The sequence below is a fragment of the Klebsiella sp. 64 genome (genome assembly GCF_018223915.1).
GTDB lineage: Bacteria > Pseudomonadota > Gammaproteobacteria > Enterobacterales > Enterobacteriaceae > Klebsiella > Klebsiella pneumoniae.
In genome coordinates this window covers 80,605-100,826 of record NZ_JAGRQZ010000025.1, presented here as the reverse complement: position 1 = coordinate 100,826, position 20,222 = coordinate 80,605, and the positions used below count along the sequence as shown (strand labels likewise).

Annotated in this window: 21 protein-coding genes; 9 read left to right on the top strand and 12 right to left on the bottom strand. The window is 58.9% G+C overall.

All coding sequences use genetic code 11. The annotated features are described in order from the left end of the window. Nucleotides 1-72 precede the first annotated feature (72 nt). Complete coding sequence (locus tag KHQ23_RS17425; protein ID WP_004175940.1) at nucleotides 73-195, top strand: small membrane protein; 123 nt, start codon at nucleotides 73-75, stop codon at nucleotides 193-195. Nucleotides 196-535: 340 nt separating this feature from the next. Here KHQ23_RS17425 and patD read toward each other — a convergent pair whose 3' ends face one another. The 6 genes from patD to KHQ23_RS17395 all read right to left on the bottom strand — a co-directional run bounded on the left by patD (nucleotide 536) and on the right by KHQ23_RS17395 (nucleotide 7,605). After that, on the bottom strand, nucleotides 536-1,963 hold the full coding sequence (patD, locus tag KHQ23_RS17420; protein ID WP_004151216.1) for an aminobutyraldehyde dehydrogenase: 1,428 nt from the start codon (nucleotides 1,961-1,963) through the stop codon (nucleotides 536-538). Nucleotides 1,964-1,985: 22 nt separating this feature from the next. Further along, nucleotides 1,986-2,792, bottom strand: coding sequence for an ABC transporter permease (locus KHQ23_RS17415; RefSeq protein ID WP_015958503.1), 807 nt, complete (start codon nucleotides 2,790-2,792; stop codon nucleotides 1,986-1,988). Continuing rightward, the gene (locus tag KHQ23_RS17410) at nucleotides 2,782-3,711 is read right to left on the bottom strand and encodes an ABC transporter permease (protein WP_004189770.1); all 930 of its coding nucleotides are present in this window, start codon (nucleotides 3,709-3,711) and stop codon (nucleotides 2,782-2,784) included. The genes KHQ23_RS17415 and KHQ23_RS17410 overlap by 11 nt, the downstream gene beginning before the upstream one ends. A gap of 1 nt (nucleotide 3,712) precedes the next feature. After that, a complete protein-coding gene (locus tag KHQ23_RS17405; protein ID WP_004184243.1) occupies nucleotides 3,713-4,726 on the bottom strand; it encodes an ABC transporter ATP-binding protein in 1,014 nt (337 codons plus the stop codon). A gap of 16 nt (nucleotides 4,727-4,742) precedes the next feature. After that, entirely contained in the window at nucleotides 4,743-5,888 is a 1,146-nt protein-coding gene (gene ydcS / locus KHQ23_RS17400; RefSeq protein ID WP_002907384.1) for a putative ABC transporter substrate-binding protein YdcS, read from the bottom strand. A gap of 304 nt (nucleotides 5,889-6,192) precedes the next feature. Next, nucleotides 6,193-7,605, bottom strand: coding sequence for a PLP-dependent aminotransferase family protein (locus KHQ23_RS17395; RefSeq protein ID WP_032417452.1), 1,413 nt, complete (start codon nucleotides 7,603-7,605; stop codon nucleotides 6,193-6,195). Nucleotides 7,606-8,292: 687 nt separating this feature from the next. Here KHQ23_RS17395 and KHQ23_RS17390 point away from each other — a divergent pair. From KHQ23_RS17390 to KHQ23_RS17370, 5 genes are all read left to right on the top strand, one after another. After that, nucleotides 8,293-9,690: a cytochrome ubiquinol oxidase subunit I gene (locus tag KHQ23_RS17390; RefSeq protein WP_004151214.1), complete on the top strand. Its 1,398-nt coding sequence runs from the start codon at nucleotides 8,293-8,295 to the stop codon at nucleotides 9,688-9,690. Continuing rightward, nucleotides 9,690-10,700 carry a cytochrome d ubiquinol oxidase subunit II gene (gene cydB, locus KHQ23_RS17385; protein WP_014907503.1) on the top strand — a complete coding sequence of 337 codons (1,011 nt, stop codon included), beginning with the start codon at nucleotides 9,690-9,692 and terminating at the stop codon, nucleotides 10,698-10,700. Before KHQ23_RS17390 ends, cydB begins: the two co-directional genes overlap by 1 nt. After that, nucleotides 10,700-10,825 (top strand): DUF2474 domain-containing protein, encoded by a 126-nt coding sequence (locus KHQ23_RS17380; RefSeq protein ID WP_004180143.1) that lies wholly within the window; start codon nucleotides 10,700-10,702, stop codon nucleotides 10,823-10,825. Before cydB ends, KHQ23_RS17380 begins: the two co-directional genes overlap by 1 nt. 95 nt (nucleotides 10,826-10,920) lie before the next feature. Continuing rightward, a complete protein-coding gene (locus tag KHQ23_RS17375) occupies nucleotides 10,921-11,223 on the top strand; it encodes an acid shock protein (RefSeq protein WP_021466040.1) in 303 nt (100 codons plus the stop codon). A gap of 148 nt (nucleotides 11,224-11,371) precedes the next feature. Next, a complete protein-coding gene (locus KHQ23_RS17370) occupies nucleotides 11,372-11,602 on the top strand; it encodes a DUF2554 family protein (protein WP_004143781.1) in 231 nt (76 codons plus the stop codon). A 12-nt stretch (nucleotides 11,603-11,614) separates the two neighbouring features. On the opposite strand, the gene KHQ23_RS17365 is transcribed toward KHQ23_RS17370, so the two are convergent. After that, complete coding sequence (locus tag KHQ23_RS17365; RefSeq protein WP_002907469.1) at nucleotides 11,615-13,576, bottom strand: U32 family peptidase; 1,962 nt, start codon at nucleotides 13,574-13,576, stop codon at nucleotides 11,615-11,617. Nucleotides 13,577-13,609: 33 nt separating this feature from the next. Here KHQ23_RS17365 and KHQ23_RS17360 point away from each other — a divergent pair, with 33 nt between their 5' ends. Then, a complete protein-coding gene (locus KHQ23_RS17360; protein ID WP_020806151.1) occupies nucleotides 13,610-13,777 on the top strand; it encodes a hypothetical protein in 168 nt (55 codons plus the stop codon). A 10-nt stretch (nucleotides 13,778-13,787) separates the two neighbouring features. On the opposite strand, the gene KHQ23_RS17355 is transcribed toward KHQ23_RS17360, so the two are convergent. Continuing rightward, nucleotides 13,788-14,357, bottom strand: a complete 570-nt coding sequence (locus tag KHQ23_RS17355; RefSeq protein ID WP_002907473.1) for a helix-turn-helix domain-containing protein — start codon at nucleotides 14,355-14,357, stop codon at nucleotides 13,788-13,790. A 185-nt stretch (nucleotides 14,358-14,542) separates the two neighbouring features. On the opposite strand from KHQ23_RS17355, the gene KHQ23_RS17350 reads away from it, so the two are divergent. Then, on the top strand, nucleotides 14,543-15,709 hold the full coding sequence (locus tag KHQ23_RS17350; RefSeq protein ID WP_015958506.1) for a benzoate/H(+) symporter BenE family transporter: 1,167 nt from the start codon (nucleotides 14,543-14,545) through the stop codon (nucleotides 15,707-15,709). Here KHQ23_RS17350 and KHQ23_RS17345 read toward each other — a convergent pair. Further along, nucleotides 15,686-16,555 carry an AraC family transcriptional regulator gene (locus KHQ23_RS17345; protein ID WP_004151213.1) on the bottom strand — a complete coding sequence of 290 codons (870 nt, stop codon included), beginning with the start codon at nucleotides 16,553-16,555 and terminating at the stop codon, nucleotides 15,686-15,688. The two genes, KHQ23_RS17350 and KHQ23_RS17345, sit on opposite strands and share 24 nt — an antisense overlap. Before the next feature lie 180 nt (nucleotides 16,556-16,735). Between KHQ23_RS17345 and KHQ23_RS17340 the strand changes: the two genes are divergently transcribed. Continuing rightward, nucleotides 16,736-17,632 (top strand): DMT family transporter, encoded by an 897-nt coding sequence (locus KHQ23_RS17340; protein WP_004175913.1) that lies wholly within the window; start codon nucleotides 16,736-16,738, stop codon nucleotides 17,630-17,632. 46 nt (nucleotides 17,633-17,678) lie between these two features. Here KHQ23_RS17340 and KHQ23_RS17335 read toward each other — a convergent pair whose 3' ends face one another. From KHQ23_RS17335 to tehA, 3 genes are all read right to left on the bottom strand, one after another. Beyond that, nucleotides 17,679-18,347, bottom strand: a complete 669-nt coding sequence (locus tag KHQ23_RS17335) for a DUF3313 domain-containing protein (RefSeq protein WP_004184252.1) — start codon at nucleotides 18,345-18,347, stop codon at nucleotides 17,679-17,681. Nucleotides 18,348-18,607: 260 nt separating this feature from the next. Continuing rightward, nucleotides 18,608-19,204 (bottom strand): tellurite resistance methyltransferase TehB, encoded by a 597-nt coding sequence (gene tehB / locus KHQ23_RS17330; RefSeq protein ID WP_015958508.1) that lies wholly within the window; start codon nucleotides 19,202-19,204, stop codon nucleotides 18,608-18,610. Next, complete coding sequence (gene tehA, locus KHQ23_RS17325) at nucleotides 19,201-20,205, bottom strand: dicarboxylate transporter/tellurite-resistance protein TehA (protein WP_015958509.1); 1,005 nt, start codon at nucleotides 20,203-20,205, stop codon at nucleotides 19,201-19,203. Before tehA ends, tehB begins: the two co-directional genes overlap by 4 nt. Nucleotides 20,206-20,222 lie beyond the last annotated feature (17 nt).

Below are 20,222 nucleotides of genomic sequence, written 5' to 3'. Positions count from 1 at the left end.
TCAGATAATACTTACATTCATAACCATTGGTAATGCTTTAGCGCAGTTCGCGCTGTGAATTTCGAGGTGGATATGTCCGGAATCATCACGCTGGTCATCGCGCTAATCCTGCTGGTCGCGGCGGTGTATAATCTTATTTCCTACATTCGTGACCGGCGCAGCGCCAGCCTGCCCAGCAAAAAAACCAAGCGCTGAAAGTAATTAAAGCGGTATTCTTGTTACCCCGGCGCGACTGGCCGGCTCATCTCTTCGCTCTTCTGCGAGCACAAAAAAGCCCCTGCCGACAGACAGGGGCCGCAATTCGGTCGCGAACCGCGATGTTGCCGCCCCACCCGCCGGGCGCTGTGCGCCCAGGGTGACTGGCGGACCCCATCCGGCGCTTATCTCCGGCACTCATGATGGCTTAGCTCTTGAAGGGGCATCAGAATAATCTCATATCCCCTGGGTTGAGTTTTGACAATTTTTGCCATTGTGACTATTAGCGGCCTAACACACCCATCGCGCAATAGTCGCCTGGCGCTAAATGATCAATCCTTTAGCTATGCTTAACCATCACATGGCGGACCACGGTATAATCCTCAAGGCCATACATCGACATGTCCTTGCCGTAGCCTGACAGCTTCTGGCCACCGTGCGGCATTTCGCTGACCAGCATAAAGTGGGTATTGACCCAGGTGCAGCCGTACTGCAGCCTGGCGCTAAGACGATGGGCGCGACCGACATCTTTCGTCCATACCGAGGAGGCCAGGCCATACTGAGAGTCATTCGCCCAGCTCAGGGCCTGCGCTTCATCGCTGAAAGGCGTCACGCTGACTACCGGACCAAACACTTCGCGCTGGACAATAGCGTCTTCCTGCCGGGCGCCGGCGAGCAGCGTCGGCTGGAAGTAATAGCCCGCGCCGTCAGCCCGACTGCCGCCGGTGACCACCTTAATGTGCGGCAGCGCCCTTGCGGCTTCCACCGCCGCGCTAACGCGCTCAAGATGGGCCAGCGAGCTCAGCGGACCCAGTTCGGTGGCAGCGTCCTCCGGCGCCCCCATTTTCAGGCTGGCCACCGCCGCCCCAAGTTTCTCCACCAGCTGGTCATAGATACCCTGCTGGGCGTAGATCCGGCAGGCGGCCGTGCAGTCCTGGCCGGCGTTGTAAAAACCGAAGGTCCGCACCCCATCCACCACCGCATCGATGTCCGCATCGTCAAAAACGATCACTGGCGCCTTACCGCCCAGCTCCATGTGGGTGCGTTTAATCGACGAGGCGGTATGGCCAATGATATGGGCTCCGGTGGCAATCGATCCGGTCAGGGAGACCATTCGCACTTTAACGTGGGCGGTCAAGGGGTCGCCCACCGTTTTACCGCGGCCAAACAGCACGTTGATAACCCCCTCCGGGAAGATATCTTTTGCCAGCTCCGCCAGCTTCAGCGCCGTCAGCGGGGTGATCTCCGAGGGTTTTATCACTACGCAGTTGCCCGCCGCCAGCGCCGGGGCCAGCTTCCAGGCCGCCATCATCAGCGGATAGTTCCACGGCGCGATGGAGGCCACCACGCCCACCGGATCGCGGCGGATCATTGAGGTATGCCCTTCGAGATACTCTCCGGCCGCCATCCCCGGCAGGCAGCGAGCGGCGCCGGCGAAGAAGCGGAAGACGTCGACGATGGCCGGCATTTCATCATTAATCACGCAGTGCAGCGGCTTGCCGCAGTTCAGCGACTCCAGCTGCGCCAGGGTTTCAGCCTGCGCCGAGATGGCGTCCGCCAGCTTCAGGAGACATTCCGCACGCGTCTTCGGCGTCGTCTGACTCCAGGCATCGAATGCCCGGTCCGCCGCCTCAACGGCGGCATCGACCTGGGCCGCTGTCGCTTCGGCAATCTCCAGGATCACTTCGCCGGTTGCAGGGTTATATACCGGAACCTTCTCGCCTTCACCTGCCACTAACTTACCGTTTATCAATAGATTGTGTTGCATAGCATTATCCTGTTTCATGGTTTTATTTCCCGTTTCCGGCGTCGTTATCGCCGTCGCGGGTGAGCCACCAGGCCCCTAAGATTGGTATCGTCGTTACCAGCATCACCAACAGCGCGACAACGTTGGTGACGGGCACATCTCGCGGCCGCCCCAGCTGATTCAGCAACCACAGCGGCAAGGTGCGTTCATGCCCCGCGGTAAAAGTGGTAACGATAATTTCATCAAACGACAGAGCGAATGCCAGCATTCCCCCCGCCAGCAGCGCCGACCCCAGATTGGGCAGCACTACGTAACGAAAGGTCTGCCAACCGGTAGCGCCTAAATCCATCGAGGCTTCCACCATACTCCACGAAGTCCGGCGGAAACGGGCGATGACGTTGTTAAACACCACCACCACGCAGAAGGTCGCGTGCCCCACCACGATCGTCAGCAGGCCAGGCTCAAGGCCGACCGCTTTGAACGCCGTCAGGAGTGCCAGGCCGGTAATGATCCCCGGCAGGGCGATAGGCAGCAGCAGCAGTAGCGACACCGCATTTTTGCCAAAAAAGGCGCTGCGCCACAGGGCTCCTGCAGCCAGCGTGCCAAGCACTAAGGCAATGGCGGTCGACAGGGCGGCGATCTTAAGTGACAGTGTCACTGCCTGCAGAATGTCGCTGCGCCCGGCCGCCTCGCTGAACCAGCGCAGCGTCAGCACCTGCGGCGGAAAGCTAAAGGCTGCATCTTCCGTATTAAAAGCATAGATGGCGATAATCAGCAGCGGAAAGTGGAGGAATATCACCCCGCCCCAGGTCGCCAGTCGCAGATACCAGGGCGCGCGTTCAGAGTGCATCGAAGGCTCCCAGACGTTTCACGAACGCCAGATAGAGGGCAATCAAGACGATAGGCACCAGGGTAAACGCCGCCGCCATCGGCATATTGCCGATCGCCCCCTGCTGCGAGTAAACCATATTGCCGATAAAGTATCCCGGCGGGCCCACCAGCTGCGGCACGATAAAGTCGCCTAGCGTCAGCGAAAAGGTGAAGATCGACCCAGCGGCGATGCCGGGAATGGCCAGCGGCAGCACCACGTAGCGAAAGGTCTGCCGCGGGGCCGCGCCGAGATCGGCCGAGGCCTGTAGCAACGATCCCGGAATACGCTCCAGCGCCGCCTGCACCGGCAGGATCATAAACGGCAGCCAGATGTAGACGAACACCAGAAAGCGTCCAAGGCCGGAGGTGGACAAGGTATTGCCACCGACCGCCGGGACGCTCAACAGCGCGTTCAGCGCCCCCTCCAGTCCAAGATGACCGAGGAACCACTGCGCCACGCCATCTTTCGCCAGCAGCAGCACCCACGCATAGGCTTTGACGATATAGCTGGCCCACATTGGCAGCATGACCGCGATATAAAAGAAGGCCTTCATTTTTCCGCTGGTGTAGCGCGCCATATACCAGGCCATCGGCAGCGCCAGCAGCGCGCTGGCCAGCGTGACGCACAGCGCCATCACCAGGGTCCGCACAATAATGTCGTAGTTGGCAGGGTTGAACAGCGCCCGCAGGTTAGCCAGCGTGAAGTCGCTGGTCACCGACATGGTGAAGTCGTCAAAGGTATAAATGCTCTGCCACAGCAGGGTCAGCAGCGATCCCAGATAGACGATGCCAAACCACATCAGCGGCCCGAGCAGCAGTAAAAACAGGCCCAGCGCCGGTCGGCGCCAGAAGATCCCCGATATGCGCCCGGTCTGCGCAGGAATTATTGCCATGGTCATCTCAGCCTCCGCTTTCCAGCGGGGTCATCGCCGAGCGCGACCATGACGCCTGTACTATTTCCCCGGTTCGCGGAACGCTGGCCGCCGCCGCGCCATCGATGTTGGCCTGGCTGACCAGCAGTTTGTCGCCATCCGCGAGGCGGAGCTCGATCCGCGTCGCCGCCCCCTGATACTGCACCGCCTGCACCACGCCCTGCACCTGCACCTCGCCGCCGCCCTGCAGGCGAACATGCTCCGGACGCAGCGACCAGCTGCCCGCCATCCCGCACAATCGTCGGGCCGCCTCGGCTGCAAAAACGTTGGCGGTGCCGACAAAACCGGCCACAAACGCGGTCCTGGGGTGCAGATAGAGATCCTGCGGGGCATCCACCTGCTCAATGCGCCCGTTGTTAAACACCGCCACGCGATCCGACATCGACAGCGCTTCGCTCTGGTCGTGGGTCACGAAGATGAAGGTGATCCCCAGCGACTGCTGCAGCTTTTTCAGCTCCACCTGCATCTGCTCGCGTAGTTTCAAATCCAGGGCGCCCAGCGGCTCATCGAGCAGCAGCACCCGCGGCTGGTTCACCAGCGCCCGGGCAATCGCGACCCGCTGCCGCTGGCCGCCGGAGAGCTGGGAGGGCTTGCGATGATGAGCAAAGCCAAGGGCCACCTTCTCCAGCGCCTCCTGGGCGCGGGCATGGCGCGCTTTCTTCGCCATGCCTTTGACCATCAGGCCGTAAGCGACGTTGTCAAGGATCGACATGTGGGGAAATAGCGCGTAGTCCTGGAACACGGTATTCACATCCCGCTGCCAGGGCGGCAGTTCGCTGGCCGGCTGACCAAAGATATGGATGGTTCCGCCGGAGAGCTGCTCAAAACCGGCAATCAGCCGCAGGCAGGTGGTTTTACCCGAGCCGGACGGACCCAGCATCGAGAAAAATTCTCCATCGCGTATGCCAATGCTAACCCCATCCACCGCCCGCACATCGCCATACAGGCGCGATACATTCTGGAACTCGACCGCGTACGTCATTGTTTGCCTCCGATCCTTAGCGGCCGCCCATTATCGCAATATAGTCCTGAGTCCAGCGGCTATAGGGCACGTATTTCCCGCCTTCCGCAACCGGCGTTTTCCAGAAGTGAATGCGGTTAAACTGCTCATAGCCGTTGGTCTCACAGCCTTTATCACCGAGCAGCGCGCTGGCTTTACAGCCCTCAGGCACCACCGGCAGCGAACCGAACCAGGCCGCCACATCGCCCTGCACCTTCGGCGTGAGCGACCAGTTCATCCATTTATAGGCGCAGACCGGGTGCTTCGCCTCGCTGTGCAGCATGGTGGTATCCGCCCAGCCGGTTACCCCCTCCTTCGGGAACACGGTGGCGACCGGCTGGCCTTCCGCCTTCAGGCCGTTGGCTTGATAGGGCCACGAACTGGAGGCGGCTACCCCTTCGTTTTTGAAGTCGTTCATCTGTACGGTGGCGTCATGCCAGTAGCGATGGATCAGCGGTTGCTGGTCGCGCAGGACTTTCAGCACCGCGTTGTACTGGGTTTCGGTCAGTTGATAGGGGTCTTCGATCCCCAGCTGCGGCTGGGTGGCTTTGACAAACAGCGCGGCGTCGGCGATATAGATCGGGCCATCATAGGCCTGCACCCGCCCCTGGTTGGTTTTACCATCCGGTAGATCCTGCTTGACGAACACCACGCGCCAGCTGTCCGGCGGCGTCGGGAATACGCGGGTGTTGTACATCAGCAGGTTCGGCCCCCACTGATACGGCGTGCCATAGACTTTACCGCCGACGTTAAACCACGCCCCCTTCGCAATACGCGGATCAAGGGAGCCCCAGCCGGCAATCAGCGCCGTGTTGATCGGCTGCACGCGTTTGCCCATGATCAGGCGCAGCGAAGCATCACCCGAGGCGGTGACCAGATCGTAGCCGCCTTTGGCCATCAGACTGACCATCTCGTCAGAGGTGGCAGCGGTTTTGACATTAACCTGGCAACCGGTGTCCTTTTCGAACTGACTCACCCAGTCGTACTGTTTGTCGGTCTGACCGCGTTCGATATATCCCGGCCAGGCAATAATATCGAGCCGCCCTTCCGGTTTATCCAGCGAGGTGAGCGGCTCTGCCGCCTGAACGGTCAAACAAGCCATACCCAGCACATAAAGGCTGCAACGGGCAATTTTTTTGCTCATCAGGTGTTACTCCTGTCACAAAGGAATTAGCGGCAGCCGTGCCGTAAAAATATCTCCTGAAATAAGGGTAGTCAGCGGATTAACGCCCCCAGGGGAATTTATTCAGGTTGTGACCCGGGACGCATTACGTAAAAATCGCCAACACAAGCAGGACTTTATGGATTATAGACAACGAGTTAGGGAATGAGGAGGGGTATGCATATTTCCTATGGTGAGCGCCGGTAAAATAATGACCGGCCTCGATAAAAATCCTCTTTCGCTTATTTTCGCAGAATGTTTATGATGAGAAAAATAAACGACAGGGTCAGGCAAGCAGTTCGCGAATAAGCTCCCCCAGGCGCTTCACCCCCTGCTCTTCGCGTTCCCCCCAGCCCCAGGCGGTATTAAAACGGAAAAACGAGGTCCAGCTGTCGGAGGTGGAGAACATTTTCCCTGGGGCAATACTGATGTGCGACGCCAGCGCCCGGGCGCTAAGTGCGCTAGCGTCGGCCCCTTCCGGTAGTTCGATCCACAGAAAGTAGCCGCTGTCGCTGTGGTGGACGATGACCTCCGGCGGCAGATGGCGCAGCAGCGCCTGCCAGGCCTGCTGTTTACGCTCCGCCAGCTGACGACGTAGACGGCGCAGGTGGGCGTCATAGCGCTTGGTGGACAGGTAATCCACCAGGGCTAACTGCATCGGCGAACTGGTGGAAAGCGTACTCATCAGCTGGAGCTGCTGGATCCGCCGCGCCTGTTTGCCGGCCGCCACCCAGCCGATACGAAAGCCGGGTACCAGACATTTTGAGAACGAGCTGCAGTGCAGCGTCATCTCCTGGCGATCCCAGAACTTCGCCGGTAACGGCTTTTCGCGGCCAAAATAGAGCTCGCTATAGACATCATCTTCGATCAACATCACGTTATAGCGCGCCAGCAGCGCCACCAGCGCCGCTTTTTTTTCAGCTCTGAGGGTGAAGCCGAGCGGATTCTGGCCGTTGGTCATCAGCCAACAGGCCTTCACCGGATAGTTTTGCAGGGCCGCCTCCAGCGCCGTCAGATCAATGCCTTCCCTGACGTCAGTGGCTACCGACAATGCTTTCAAACGCAGCCTCTCCAGCGCCTGCAGGGCGCCGTAGAAGCAGGGGTTTTCCACCACTACCCAGTCTCCCGGCTCGGTCACCGCCTGCAGGCTGAGGTTAAGCGCCTCCAGCGCCCCGGCGGTGATGACGATCTCGTCCGGCGAGACGTTCATCCCCTGCAGGGCATAGCGACGGGCAATGGCATGCCGAAGTTCTGCATTGCCCGGCGGCAGATTCTCAATGACGCTCATGGCGGTGGCGGTTTTACTCACCTGCGCCAGCGAGCGGTTGAGCTGCTGCAGCGGGAAGAGACGCGGGTCCGGAAAGGCCGAGGCAAAGGGCAGCATCGACGCCTGGCGGCTGGCCTGGAGCACCTCAAAGATATAGGTATTGATATCGACGGCTTCATCGCGAGTGACCTGGGCAGGCGGCGCCGGCTGGCGGAGCTTCACCGGCTGGGGGGCAACATAATAACCCGACTGCGGACGGGCGACGATGCGCCCCTGGCTTTCCAGCAGCTGATAGGCATGGCTGACGGTCATAAAGCTCATGCCGCTGCTGATCACCTGCTCGCGCAGCGACGGCAGCCGATCGCCAGGCAACCAGACGCCAAGGGCGATCTGCTCGGTCAGTTGCTGCGCCAACTGTTGATACTTTTTCATTGCGGCCGTCCCCGTACGATAACGTCCCATTATCATATATCAGTTATAAAAAAATCATAGTTTCCTGTAACTGTTATATCTGCAGCGGCGGCCGCGTCGCCGTGATAGCACGGGATGGGTTTAAAATATCACCACCCAGAATAGCGAGATTAAAACAAACCAGAAGATAATCATTACGCCAAGCGTAATGCACAGACTCTGTAATCCTTTTTCAGACATTGGCATTCCCTTTTATTTATTCCCGAGCTCATACAGTACAAATTAGCCGCGGAGCCGACAATTTATTATTATTTAATTTACGATTAACCGGCTCAGCGTTTTTACTTATTCTCATACTAATGAGTGACAATAAATCAGAGTAAAAATCCGTGGCGGATTTCGTAAGCCAAAATATGCGCTACGGCGGGTGGTAAGGATATATTATGCCGACCAGGTGACTACGCCATACCGGCGGCAGGGCCGCGTAGCCAGCCGTTAGCAATAACATGACAGACAGCGGAATAGACGCCTAATCACCTTCCGCAGGGATTAATCAAGGTTGCTCAAGGATATTTTCTCGCCCTGGCAACAGCTGAAAAATCATAACAGCGGCCAACTGTTATGATAAAAAATGGCGTGACTGCCTCTGCCCCTCAGTCGTCACTCCACCTAAAATTGCGCTGAATCAATTTTGTTGTGGAGTCCTGCATGTTCGGTCTTGATGCATTCCATCTGGCGCGAGTTCAATTCGCTTTTACGGTCTCATTTCATATTATCTTCCCCGCCATTACCATCGGACTGGCCAGCTATCTGGCGGTGCTCGAAGGCTTATGGCTAAAAACAAAAAATCCCGTCTGGCGCTCGCTGTACCATTTCTGGTCGAAGATTTTCGCCGTCAACTTCGGTATGGGGGTCGTTTCCGGGCTGGTGATGGCCTACCAGTTCGGCACCAACTGGAGCGGTTTCTCACAGTTTGCAGGCAGCATAACCGGCCCTCTGCTGACCTATGAAGTCCTGACGGCATTTTTTCTGGAAGCGGGCTTCCTCGGGGTGATGCTTTTCGGCTGGAACCGCGTGGGGCCGGGGCTACACTTTTTCGCCACCTGCATGGTGGCGCTGGGTACTATCATCTCCACCTTCTGGATCCTCGCCTCTAACAGCTGGATGCAGACCCCGCAGGGGTTTGAGATCGTTGATGGCCAGGTCGTGCCCGTCGACTGGCTGGCGGTGATCTTTAATCCGTCGTTCCCCTACCGATTATTGCATATGACAGTAGCGGCATTTCTCAGTAGCGCGCTGTTTGTCGGCGCCTCGGCGGCCTGGCATCTGCTGCGCGGCAATCAGTCGCCGGCGATCCGTAAGATGTTCTCGATGGCGCTATGGATGACGCTGCTGGTCGCCCCCGTCCAGGCGCTGATCGGCGATATGCATGGCCTGAATACCCTGAAGCACCAGCCGGCGAAAATCGCCGCCATTGAGGGGCACTGGGAAAATCCGCCGGGTGAGCCAACGCCGTTGCTGCTGTTTGGCTGGCCCGATATGGACCAGGAGCGCACCCGCTACGGGCTTGAGATACCGGCCCTGGGCAGTCTGATCCTCACCCACAGTCTTGATAAACAGGTGCCGGCGTTGAAAGAGTTCGCTCCTGAGGAGCGCCCGAATTCTACTGTGGTGTTCTGGTCATTTCGCCTGATGGCCGGGCTGGGCATGTTGATGCTGCTGCTGGGCGTGCTGGCCCTGTGGCTGCGTCGCGGCGACCGGCTATACCACTCGCGGCCGTTTCTGCGTTTTGCCCTGTGGATGGGGCCATCCGGCCTGATCGCTATTCTCGCCGGCTGGGTGACCACCGAGGTGGGCCGCCAACCCTGGGTGGTGTATGGCGTTCAGCGCACCGCCGATGCCGTTTCCGCTCATGGCGATCTGCATATGTCGGTCAGTTTATTGACCTTTATCGTAGTGTACAGCGCCGTCTTCGGCGTCGGCTACAGCTATATGCTGCGCCTGATCCGCAAGGGGCCGCAGGAGATGCTCCCGGCGACAACCGGTACGCCAGCCCGCCCGCTGTCCGCCGCCACTGAAGGTTATCTGCAGAAGGAGTCCCGCTAATGGGTATCGAATTATCGGTGATCTGGTTCGTGATTATCGTCTTTGCCACGCTGATGTACATCGTCATGGATGGCTTTGATCTGGGCATCGGCCTGCTGTTCAGCACGGTGCGGGGCGGCGGGGATCGCGACGTAATGGTCAACAGCGTCGCGCCGGTATGGGATGGCAATGAAACCTGGCTGGTGCTCGGCGGCGCCGGCCTGTTTGGCGCCTTTCCTCTCGCCTACGCGGTGATCATCGACGCCCTGTCGATCCCCCTGACCCTGATGCTGATCGGCCTGATTTTTCGCGGCGTCGCCTTTGAGTTTCGCTTCCAGGCCACGCCATCGCACCGGCCATTCTGGGATCGCGCCTTTTTTGGCGGCTCCCTGCTGGCAACCTTCAGCCAGGGCGTGGTGGTCGGGGCGGTGATCAACGGTTTCACCGTCAGCGGTCGCGCCTTCAGCGGCGGCATGTTTGACTGGCTGACCCCGTTCAGCCTGTTCTGCGGATTCGGACTATGCGTGGCCTATGCGCTGCTCGGCGCCACCTGGCTGGTGATGAAAAGTGAAGGCGCGCTGCAGCAGAGAATGCGCAGCGCATCGCGGCAGTTGCTGGGTGCCCTGCTGGCGGTGTTTGCCGTCATCAGCCTGTGGACTCCGCTGGCGCACCCGGCGATTGCTGCCCGCTGGTTCAGCCTGCCGAATCTCTATTTCCTGCTGCCGGTACCGCTGCTGGTGATCCTCGTTAGCGGCTGGCTGTGGAGCACGCTGCATCAGCGCGACCGCCATGTTTCGCCCTTCACGCTGACGCTGGGCCTGGTCTTTCTCGGCTTCAGCGGACTAGGGATCAGCATCTGGCCGCATATTATCCCGCCGGCCATCACATTGTGGCAGGCTGCCGCTCCCCCGCAAAGCCAGGGCTTTATGCTGGTGGGCGCCCTGCTGATTATTCCGGTCATTCTTGGCTACACCTGCTGGAGCTATTACGTGTTCCGCGGCAAAGTTCAGCCTGGGGAGGGATATCACTGATGCGTACTGCCTGGCCTAAACGTCTGCTGTGGCTGATCGCGCTCTGGGGAGGTAGCGTACTGACGCTGGCCGCCATAAGCCTGCTGTTTCGCCTGCTGATGACCGCCGCAGGGCTAAAAGTCTGAGTGGGATGCAGAGAGGTCCGAAAAGGGACTTCTCCATCTTATCTTCACTTTTGCCTGATGAAATACGGCGATACATCTGAAGAAAGGATATTGCTATGAAGAAGTTAGCTTTACTCTCCGCCGTAATGACGCTGGGAATGTCGTCATGGGCTTTTGCTGCCGACAACCCGCCGCCGCCGGAAAAAGGCGCGCAGCATCAGGGTAAACCGCCGGTGAAAAACGGCCAACACGAAGGTAAGCAAGCGCAATACAACAGCAAACAGCCACAACGAGACGGCAAACAGCCACAACGAGACGGTAAACAGCCGCAGCACGACGGTAAACAGCCGCAGCACAACGGCAAGCAGCCGCCAAAAGGGAGCGAGCACAGCGGGAAACCGCTGCCGCCGAAAGCGTAACACTCTGGCCTGGCTTCCGCGTCAGGCCTTTTTTCATCCTTCGTCAGCCATCGTTGACAAACTCTTGCCGTTCTTTGAGATGCCTGGAAAAAAGCCTGCATTGCGCCTGACATAGTATGTCCACGCCATTGTTCCGTCGAGAAAAGGTATGTTAAAGAGAAGCATAAGCGCCCTGCTGTTACTGTGCGCATTATTTTCCGGGCATCTGTTAGCCCATCGTCAGGGACACGAGTACTTTCCGGTGCAAAGTCTCGAACAGCAGCTGCTGCACGAAGCGGATAGCGATGAGCTTCGCAGCCAGCACGAGGAGGCCGCCGCAGACCTGCGCGAACATCACCGCTGGCAGGACGACCGTAAACCGCGGGCATCCTGCCAATAGCATCGACTCGAATCAGGCCCCTTTGCGCTTCGGCAGCGTCTTCATCAGATCGTCCGGGCTGACGGAGGCCACAATGCTGCCCGGGTGCGGCATTTTGAGGATATGGTTTTTGATCTTGCCGACCACGTGCATTTCGCACGGACGGCAGTCAAACTTCAGGGTCAGGACCTCATCGCCATGGATCAGCTGCATCGGCGTGGCTTTCCAGCTCTTGATGGAGCCTTTCGCCTGCTTCGGGCAGAGGTTGAAGGCGAACCGCAGACAATGCTTAGTGATCATCACCGGCACATCGCCCTTCTCTTCGTGCGCTTCATAGGCGGCGTCGATCAGCTGTACGCCATAGCGCTGGTAGAACGCCCGCGCCTTGTGGTTATAGACGTTGGCGAGGAAGGAGAGATGGGTCTCAGGGTAGACCGGCGGCGGTACGGAGACCGGCTTGCGGGTGCCGCGCTGCCAGGCGTTGAGGCGCGCTTCATCCAGCATCTCCGCAGTTTCCCGACGCAGCTGGTTGAGCAGGCTGTTGGGCACAAACAGCGGCGGCAGATTAACCTGCACCTCGCGCGCATAGTAAATGGTTTGCCCCAGTTTTGTGACACCGTCACGCAGGTTGGCCAGCGCTTTCTCCGCCTGGTTAGCTTCGGCGAACTCCCCGTCAAGGGTGTGGGTCACGCTGACGCCATCTTCACAGGTCATGGTGAGAACCAGCTGCTCCTGCCAGCCGCTCAACGTCACATCTACCGCGATGCGGCGTTCGCTGGAGGTCTTTAGCAGCGCCTGTTGCCAGTTATGATCGAGGTTGCGGTTGAGCGGCTGATGGGGGCGCACTTTATGCAGATCCGCTGGCATCTCGTTCGGCCATACCCGATAACGGTTTTCGCCGGTTTTTTCCACGGTATTAGCACGGAAGCCCACCACTTCGCGCTTAATCATCACGTTGAGACCATCGCCGTTGGTTAACGGTTCACTGACTTCAACGTCGAGATGGTCTTTGCCTACCTTCAGAACTTCACCCACCGGCAGGCCGATAAATTTCGGCGAATCAAAGGCGCCGATATCGCCTTTGCGGGCATTAACAAAGTAGTCAGTGCTGCCCCGGTGGAAGGTTTTATCCGTGGACGGGATAAAGAAATGCTCGGTGCGTCCAGCCGAGGCGCGCGCCAGGTCGCCGCGATCTTCGATAATGGCATCCAGCATTTGACGATAGTGCGCAGTGATGTTTTTCACATAACTCATGTCTTTGTAACGGCCTTCAATTTTGAAGGAGCGTACGCCAGCGTCGATCAGCGCCGCCAGGTTGGCGGTCTGATCGTTATCCTTCATCGACAGGAGATGTTTCTCATAGGCCACCACCCGCCCCTGATCGTCCTTCAGGGTATACGGCAAGCGGCAAGCCTGCGAGCAGTCGCCGCGGTTGGCGCTGCGTCCGGTCTGGGCGTGCGAAATGTAACACTGCCCAGAATAGGCCACGCACAGCGCGCCATGGATAAAGAATTCGATAGTGGCGTCAGTGTGGTCGTAAATGGCTTTGATTTGACTGAGGTTCAGTTCGCGCGCCAGCACGATCTGACTGAAGCCGGCGTCGGAGAGAAACTTCGCTTTTTCCACACTGCGAATATCGCACTGGGTGCTGGCGTGCAGCTCAATCGGCGGCAGATCCAGCTCCATGATCCCCATATCCTGCACGATAAGCGCATCGACGCCTGCGTCGTAGAGATCGGTAATCAGCCGCTGCGCCGGCTCCAGTTCATCGTCATGCAGAATGGTGTTCAGCGTCACAAATACCTTTGCGCCAAAGCGATGAGCGAAAGGCACCAGCCCGGCGATATCGCTCAGACTGTTGCTGGCGTTGTGGCGGGCACCAAAGCCAGGTCCACCGATGTAAACGGCATCGGCGCCGTGAAGGATCGCTTCGCGAGCGATACCGGCGTCGCGGGCAGGACTAAGAAGTTCAAGACGATGATTGTGCAGGCGCATACGCGTGTTGTTATCCAGTATAAGGGGGTCGAAATGGCGGCTATTGTAGTCAGAACCGGGCGCAGACGAAAACCTTTTCCGCCGTCGCTGGACGACGAATTTTCACTTTTCAACAAAGTATTGACGGAAAAGATATTTCCCTCAAATCACGGCGAAGAGTACTGTCATCACGTATTCCGGATTTTCCTCGTCACGTTGTGAGTGGTTATCATCAGTCATCTTGTCTGGCCGCGGGTTCGCTCGCGGTTTTTTCTTTTGGATAATGGATAAGAGAATGGAAATGGGCCGCCTGGGCGCCGCGGTTACGATACGCATGCGTCGCGTCGCCGGCGAAACGCCTACCCTCACCCGCCTGCAGCGAGTGCCACTCCCCTTGTAAGCACAAATCCAGCGTACCACTTATCACTACCACATGCTCAATCACCCCTTTCTCATGCGGCGTTGATTCGCTCAGCGCGCCGGGGGCAAGGGTTATCGAAAAATGGTCAAAGCGCAGCTCGGGATCCCACGGGAATACTGGCGTCACCACCATCGCCTGCTGCTGCGGATCAAACGCGGAGGGCGCGGCGCTGGCGTCCGGGACGATGAACGCCGAAAACGGTACGTTCAGCCCGGTGGCAATCTTCCACAGCGTCGCCACCGTTGGACTTGATTCATTCCGCTCAATCTGCCCGAGCATGGCTTTCGACACCCCGGTCTCTTCCGCCAGTCGCGACAGGCTCCAGCCTCGCTGCTGGCGCAGGGTTTTAAGCGTTGCCGCCAGATGTTGCGCAATATTCATCCTTCCTCCTGTTTTTACTGCGCAAAGTATACCGCCATTTGTCTGATTTTTTCAGGACGTTTAACGGCATCGTACGCCACTGGCGGCGAGTTTTTCTCCCAGGGTAGCTGCGCGAACCACCGCTTGTGCGCTATAACGCACAATGATACATTGAATGGATGTTATAACGCACATGAGAATCATCTATGCGCTCGTTTAGTCTTCCGCTTCCCACTCTGTTCGCTGGCTTCGTCGCCGTGTTGGTGGGGTACGCCAGCTCCGCCGCCATCATCTGGCAGGCCGCCGCCGCGGCCGGCGCTACCCCCGGGCAGATCGCCGGCTGGATGACGGCTCTTGGCCTCGCCATGGGCATCAGTACTCTCGCGCTGAGCGCCTGGCGGAAAGTTCCTGTGCTCACCGCCTGGTCAACGCCGGGCGCTGCGCTGTTAGTTAGCGGCCTGCAGGGGGTGACCCTCGCCGAGGCCGTGGGGATCTTTATTTTCGCCAACGCGCTAATCGTTATCTGCGGCGCCACCGGCCTGTTTGCCCGGCTGATGCAGATCATTCCCCATTCGCTGGCCGCCGCGATGCTGGCTGGGATCCTGCTACGGTTTGGTTTGCAGGCCTTCGCCGGCTTACAGGATCATCTGCCGCTGTGCGGCGGGATGCTCGCCGCCTGGCTGCTGTGTAAAGCGCTGTGCCCCCGCTTCGCCGTGGTGGCCGCGCTGGTGATTGGAGCGCTGATTGCGGCGGCGTCCGGGGATGTGGCTAGCGCCGCCGTGCCGCTGGCATTTGTGACGCCGGAATGGGTCGCCCCGCAGTTTACTCCGGCGCTTTTGCTCAGCGTCGGTCTGCCGTTCTTCCTCGTCACCATGGCCTCGCAGAACGCTCCGGGGTTCGCCACCCTGCAGGCATCAGGCTATACCGTACCGGTCTCCGCACTGATCGTCGTTTGCGGGGGGTTGGCACTACTGCTGGCGCCGTTTGGGGTTTATTCCATCTGCATCGCGGCGATCACCGCTGCGATTTGCCAGAGCCCGGAGGCGCACCCGGATCCGAACCAGCGCTGGCTGGCGGCCATAGCCGCGGGCGGTTTTTATCTGCTGGCCGGTCTGTTCGGCGGGTCAATCACCGCCCTGATGTCGGCCCTGCCGCCGGCGTGGATCCAGATGCTGGCGGGTCTGGCGCTGCTCGGCACCATCGGCGGGAGTCTGTTTCAAGCAGTGCATCAGGCCAGTGAGCGCGATGCGGCGGTGTTAACCTTCCTGGTCACCGCCAGCGGGGTGACGCTGGCGGGAATTGGCTCCGCCTTCTGGGGCGTGGTGCTCGGCGGGGTGAGTTACGGCGTGCTATCCGCGCTGCGCCGCCCGTAGCTGGGAGGGCGTCAGGCCGGTGGCGGCTTTGACCCGATGGCTGAAATGGCTGGGGGAGCTAAAACCACAGGCCAGCGCTATCTCGGTTAACGGCAGCGCGCTATGGCAGATCAGGTTTTGCGCCTTCGCCATTCGCTGCTGCATGACGTACTGATGCGGAGCCATATTTAGCGACTGACGAAACATACGAGCAAAATGAAACTCACTCAGACCCGCCTGCTGCGCCAGGTCGGCCAGGGTCAAGGGCTGATCGAGATGAGCATCGATCCAGGCCAGTACGTGACGCTTTACGCCTGGCGCCAGCCCGCCGGTGACCGTCGGCAAACGCCACTGCACGGTGGAATAGTGCTGGATCAGATGGGTAAGCAGTAAGCTGCTGGCGGCGCTGAGGGTCAGCTGGTTCGCCGGCTGCCGCCAGTCGTTAGCCAGCAAAAACTGACGATACACTGCGGTGATTTTATCATCGCTGGCGAAGGTCTTTTCCTGTAGGGTGAAATTCGCCGGGCTGCGGTCCCACACCTCCTCGCCGACGCGACGCAGGTGCGCATCGGTACAGTAAAGATGCACAAACGACAGATCGCCGCGGATATCCCATACGCTTTCATCGCCTTTCGGCATCAGACAAAAACGGTCCGGGCCGCCGCCATTTTTCCAGCCGTGCGGCGTCTTTTGATAGCTTTCGTAGCCATCAGCCACGTACAGACTTAAGGTATGATGGTCGCTGCGCACCGTCACGGTATCGCAATTGTTATACCAGGCGGCCAGTTGAATACCGGAATTCAGCTCCACGGTTCCCTTCAGCACCGCGTTCTGTCGCCGTAATGTTTCAAATGTCCCGTAACCCATCGTCTTCACACATTGTCTGTAAAAGCCCTAGTCTAGGGAGACTACGGCGCGGTTTCCAGTCCTCACCGCCAGCGGATGGCAAATAAGCGCAAGAATTTGCAAGCCGACAACAAACCGGTGAAAGCCGCAGCAGGCGGCAGCCGGCATACTCCTCCCATCAACAGGTAGAGGAGAACCAGGGTGAACGCATTACTCTATGCACTCGTTGTCGTGATCTGGGGTACAACGTGGATTGCGATTTTTTTACAACAGGGACCGGTGGCCGCGCCGGTATCGATTTTCTGGCGTTTCGCCGTAGCCAGCGTCACGATGCTGGCGATTCTGCTCGTCACACGACGCCTGCGGCCGCTGGGCGCGAAAGATCATCTCTGCTGCCTGCTGCAGGGCTGCTGCGTCTTCTGCTTTAATTTCTGGTGTTTTTATACCGCCGCCGCCTGGATCAATACCGGTCTGGAATCGGTGATCTTTTCGATGGCGGTACTGTTTAACGCCATCAACAGCTTTCTCTTTTTTCGCCAGCAGCCGCCGGGCCGCTTCTGGGCCGCCGCCGCGCTGGGTCTCGCCGGTATCGTCATCCTGTTCTGGGACGACCTGCTGGCCAACGGACTGAACGCCTCGCTGCTGTGGGGGATCGGGCTGAGCGCCCTGGGCACCTACGGTTTTTCGCTCGGCAATATGTTCAGTATTCGCCACCAGCGCCGCGGGCTGGAAACGCTGACCACCAACAGCTGGGCGATGCTCTACGGCACGCTGGTGATGGGGGCGATCGCTCTGCTGCGCGGCGATAATTTTATGCCAGAATGGACCGTCAGCTATCTGGGCGCCCTGCTTTACCTGGCGCTGTTCGGCTCGGTCATCGCCTTTGGCGCCTATTTCACTCTCGTTGGGCGCATCGGCGCCAGCAAAGCCGCCTACAGTACGCTGCTGTTTCCGCTGGTCGCCTTATCCATTTCCACCGTCTATGAAGGGTATGTCTGGCACAGCAACGCCGTGATCGGGCTGGCGCTGATCCTGCTGGGTAACCTGGTGATGTTTGCCAAACCGGAACAGCTATTGCTGCGCCGAAGGCTGGCCTGAGGAGGCTGAAGAAAAACAGCGCCGTCGTCAGACGGCGCTGGCACGATTAACGCTGAGAGGGATCGAATTTAACGGCGTCGACCGCCATATCATCGATAACCTGCTTCAGGGTATCGACGGTCAGCGGTGTATTCTCATTCGCCAGGGTTTTGCCTTCCCCTTTCCGAACGACCTTGATGACCGGCTTATTGGTGCTGGCGTCAATGACCTCCGCCTCAAAGTACAGATCGGTGTCCATGGTACGATGGCCGGTGGCGGCCTGGGTGCCGGCGACAATCATAGCGACCGGGATCACTTCATAGAACTGCAGCCCCTCTTTGCTGGAGTCCACCCCGGTGATCGCCCCGCGGAAGATGAGGCTGCGCTTGCCGGCGGTAGTGGCCAGCGGTTTACGCTCGGAAATAGCCTGTTTCAGCTCTTTGTTGGTGTAGTTAAGAATATCCTGCAGCGCCTTCTCCCCTACCTGGGTGGTCGGCTTCGGTACCGGATAGTAGGTCACCGGGTGATAAACAATATTGTCATAGTTGGCCGGATTGAAGTTCGGATCGATCCAGCGCAGCTCCGGCTTGCCGGAGGCAGAGGTCGTTTCTTTCAAACTGGAATAATCTTTTAAGAAGCCCGAATACTGATCCGGTTGCGCCACTTTCGCCGCACAGCCGGTCAACGCCAATATTCCCGCCAGAGCGGCGACTTTCAGTAAAACGCGAGTACGCATAGAGAGATCCCTGTAAATGCAGTTTTTTTTCGGCAGACGTTATAGCAAATAGGACCCACTAGTTTTGTGACAAAAAAAGGGCTTCGTCAAGGAAGATTTATAAATATTGATTGCCTGAACATTACGTTAATAAATAATCACTTAAAAGGGGTATCGCGCGGTTTTCCAGGCTCATTTTCGCCGCAACGGGTCTCTGTCTTGCCCAGGCTCTGGCGGGGAATGCGGCGCGGGCCATGCTCAGCTTCCCACGCCGCGGCGAATCAGGCAGGCTTGCGCGCCAACAGGGTGGCGAAGCGCAATTTGATGCGATTGCCGTTGGCGTCGGTGCGATGCAGCTCACCGACGTCCTCATTGTATTTCAGCAGCTCCCAGCCCTGGTAATAATCACGAAGCTCATCAGGTTTAAAGGCAAACGGGAAGCCGACGGTGCAGGGATAGTCTTCGGTATCCATCGCCGCCACAATCAGGTTATAGCCGCCGGCGGCGGTGCAGCGCTGCATATTGGCGATCAGGCCCGGGATGGTGTCAGGCTCGAGGAACATCATCACTACGGTGGAGAGGATCAGGTCATACTCGCCGCCAAAGCTCAGGCTGTTGAGGTCTTTCACCGCCGTTTGCAGATTATCCAGTCGCTCGGCGGCGCGAATACTTTCCAGATTGTTGACGCTCATCGGATTTTTATCCCACGCCGTCACCGCGAAGCCGTTCGCCGCCAGATAAAGGCTGTTACGCCCGTTGCCGCAGCCCAGATCCAGCGCCCGCCCCGGCGGCACAATCGTCGCGGCATGCAGCACCTCGGAATGGGTGCGGGTCAGGCTGTATTTTTGACTAAAATAATCCGCGTCACGCTTTGTCATGATCCTTCCTTCTTATTCAGGAGTGTTTCCCGGTCGACCTGGAGCAACAGTTTCCCGCTGACCAACAGCAACGCTGTACGCAGCAGCAGCAGGCCGACAACCAGATTGCTAAAAATAAATAGCGGCATCGCCAGATGATGAAAAAAGCCGTCTCCCCTGGCCTGGCCGAGATGCAGACCGGTGGTGGCCAGCGAGGAAATGCCGAACGAAAAGCTCCAGAAAGAAGCATTGAACGGCTGACGAAGATACCAGGGCATCAGACGGAGCATAAACAGTAGCTGCAGCAGGCCGTAACCAAACAGCAGCTTAGCGAAGGTATCGGCCTCCCCGCCGTTGACGCTGAGCCAGGCGCTGCAGGCCACCAGCGCAGGCGCCAGCTGGATCCCCAGCGAGGTGCGCAGCGGCGTCGGCAGCTCGCCTGCGCTGCGCAGACGCTGGAGGATCGCCGGCTCGAGGCTCAGCCAGGAGAAGACCCCGGCGCCGAGGAACACCAGTCCGGCATCGGAAAATCCCAGCGCGCCGCAGGCCATCGCGCTGATAAAATTATTGGCTACTGTCGGCAGATACAACCCCGGCGTGGTGGCCTCGCGAGGATGGTTCCCCCGCCATAGCCCACCGCTTTGCCAGGCGGCATAGGCGAGCTGCAGCGCCACGCCCGGCACAAACAGCCCGATCGCCAGCGGCCGGCACCAGGGAGCCAAACCAATCGCCACCAACAGCGTGGTGGCCGGAAACAGGCTGACGAAGCTGCTGCTCACCGGATGACGCATCTCCCGCAGCACGCTCGCCGGAAAGCGGATCGCCCGGCTGATAAACGCCATGCTGAGCAGGACCCACATCGCCATCGCCAGCGTCACCAGCCCATCACCAATGCTGCGGCTGACCGGCCAGAGGGTGCTGGCGTAACGCCAGGCGAAGCCCATTCCGATGGTGCCGAGCACCATGCCAAAATAACCCGCCGGCAGGTTTAGCACCTGCCGCGGCGTTTGCGTTTTATTCATTTTATTGATGATATCAA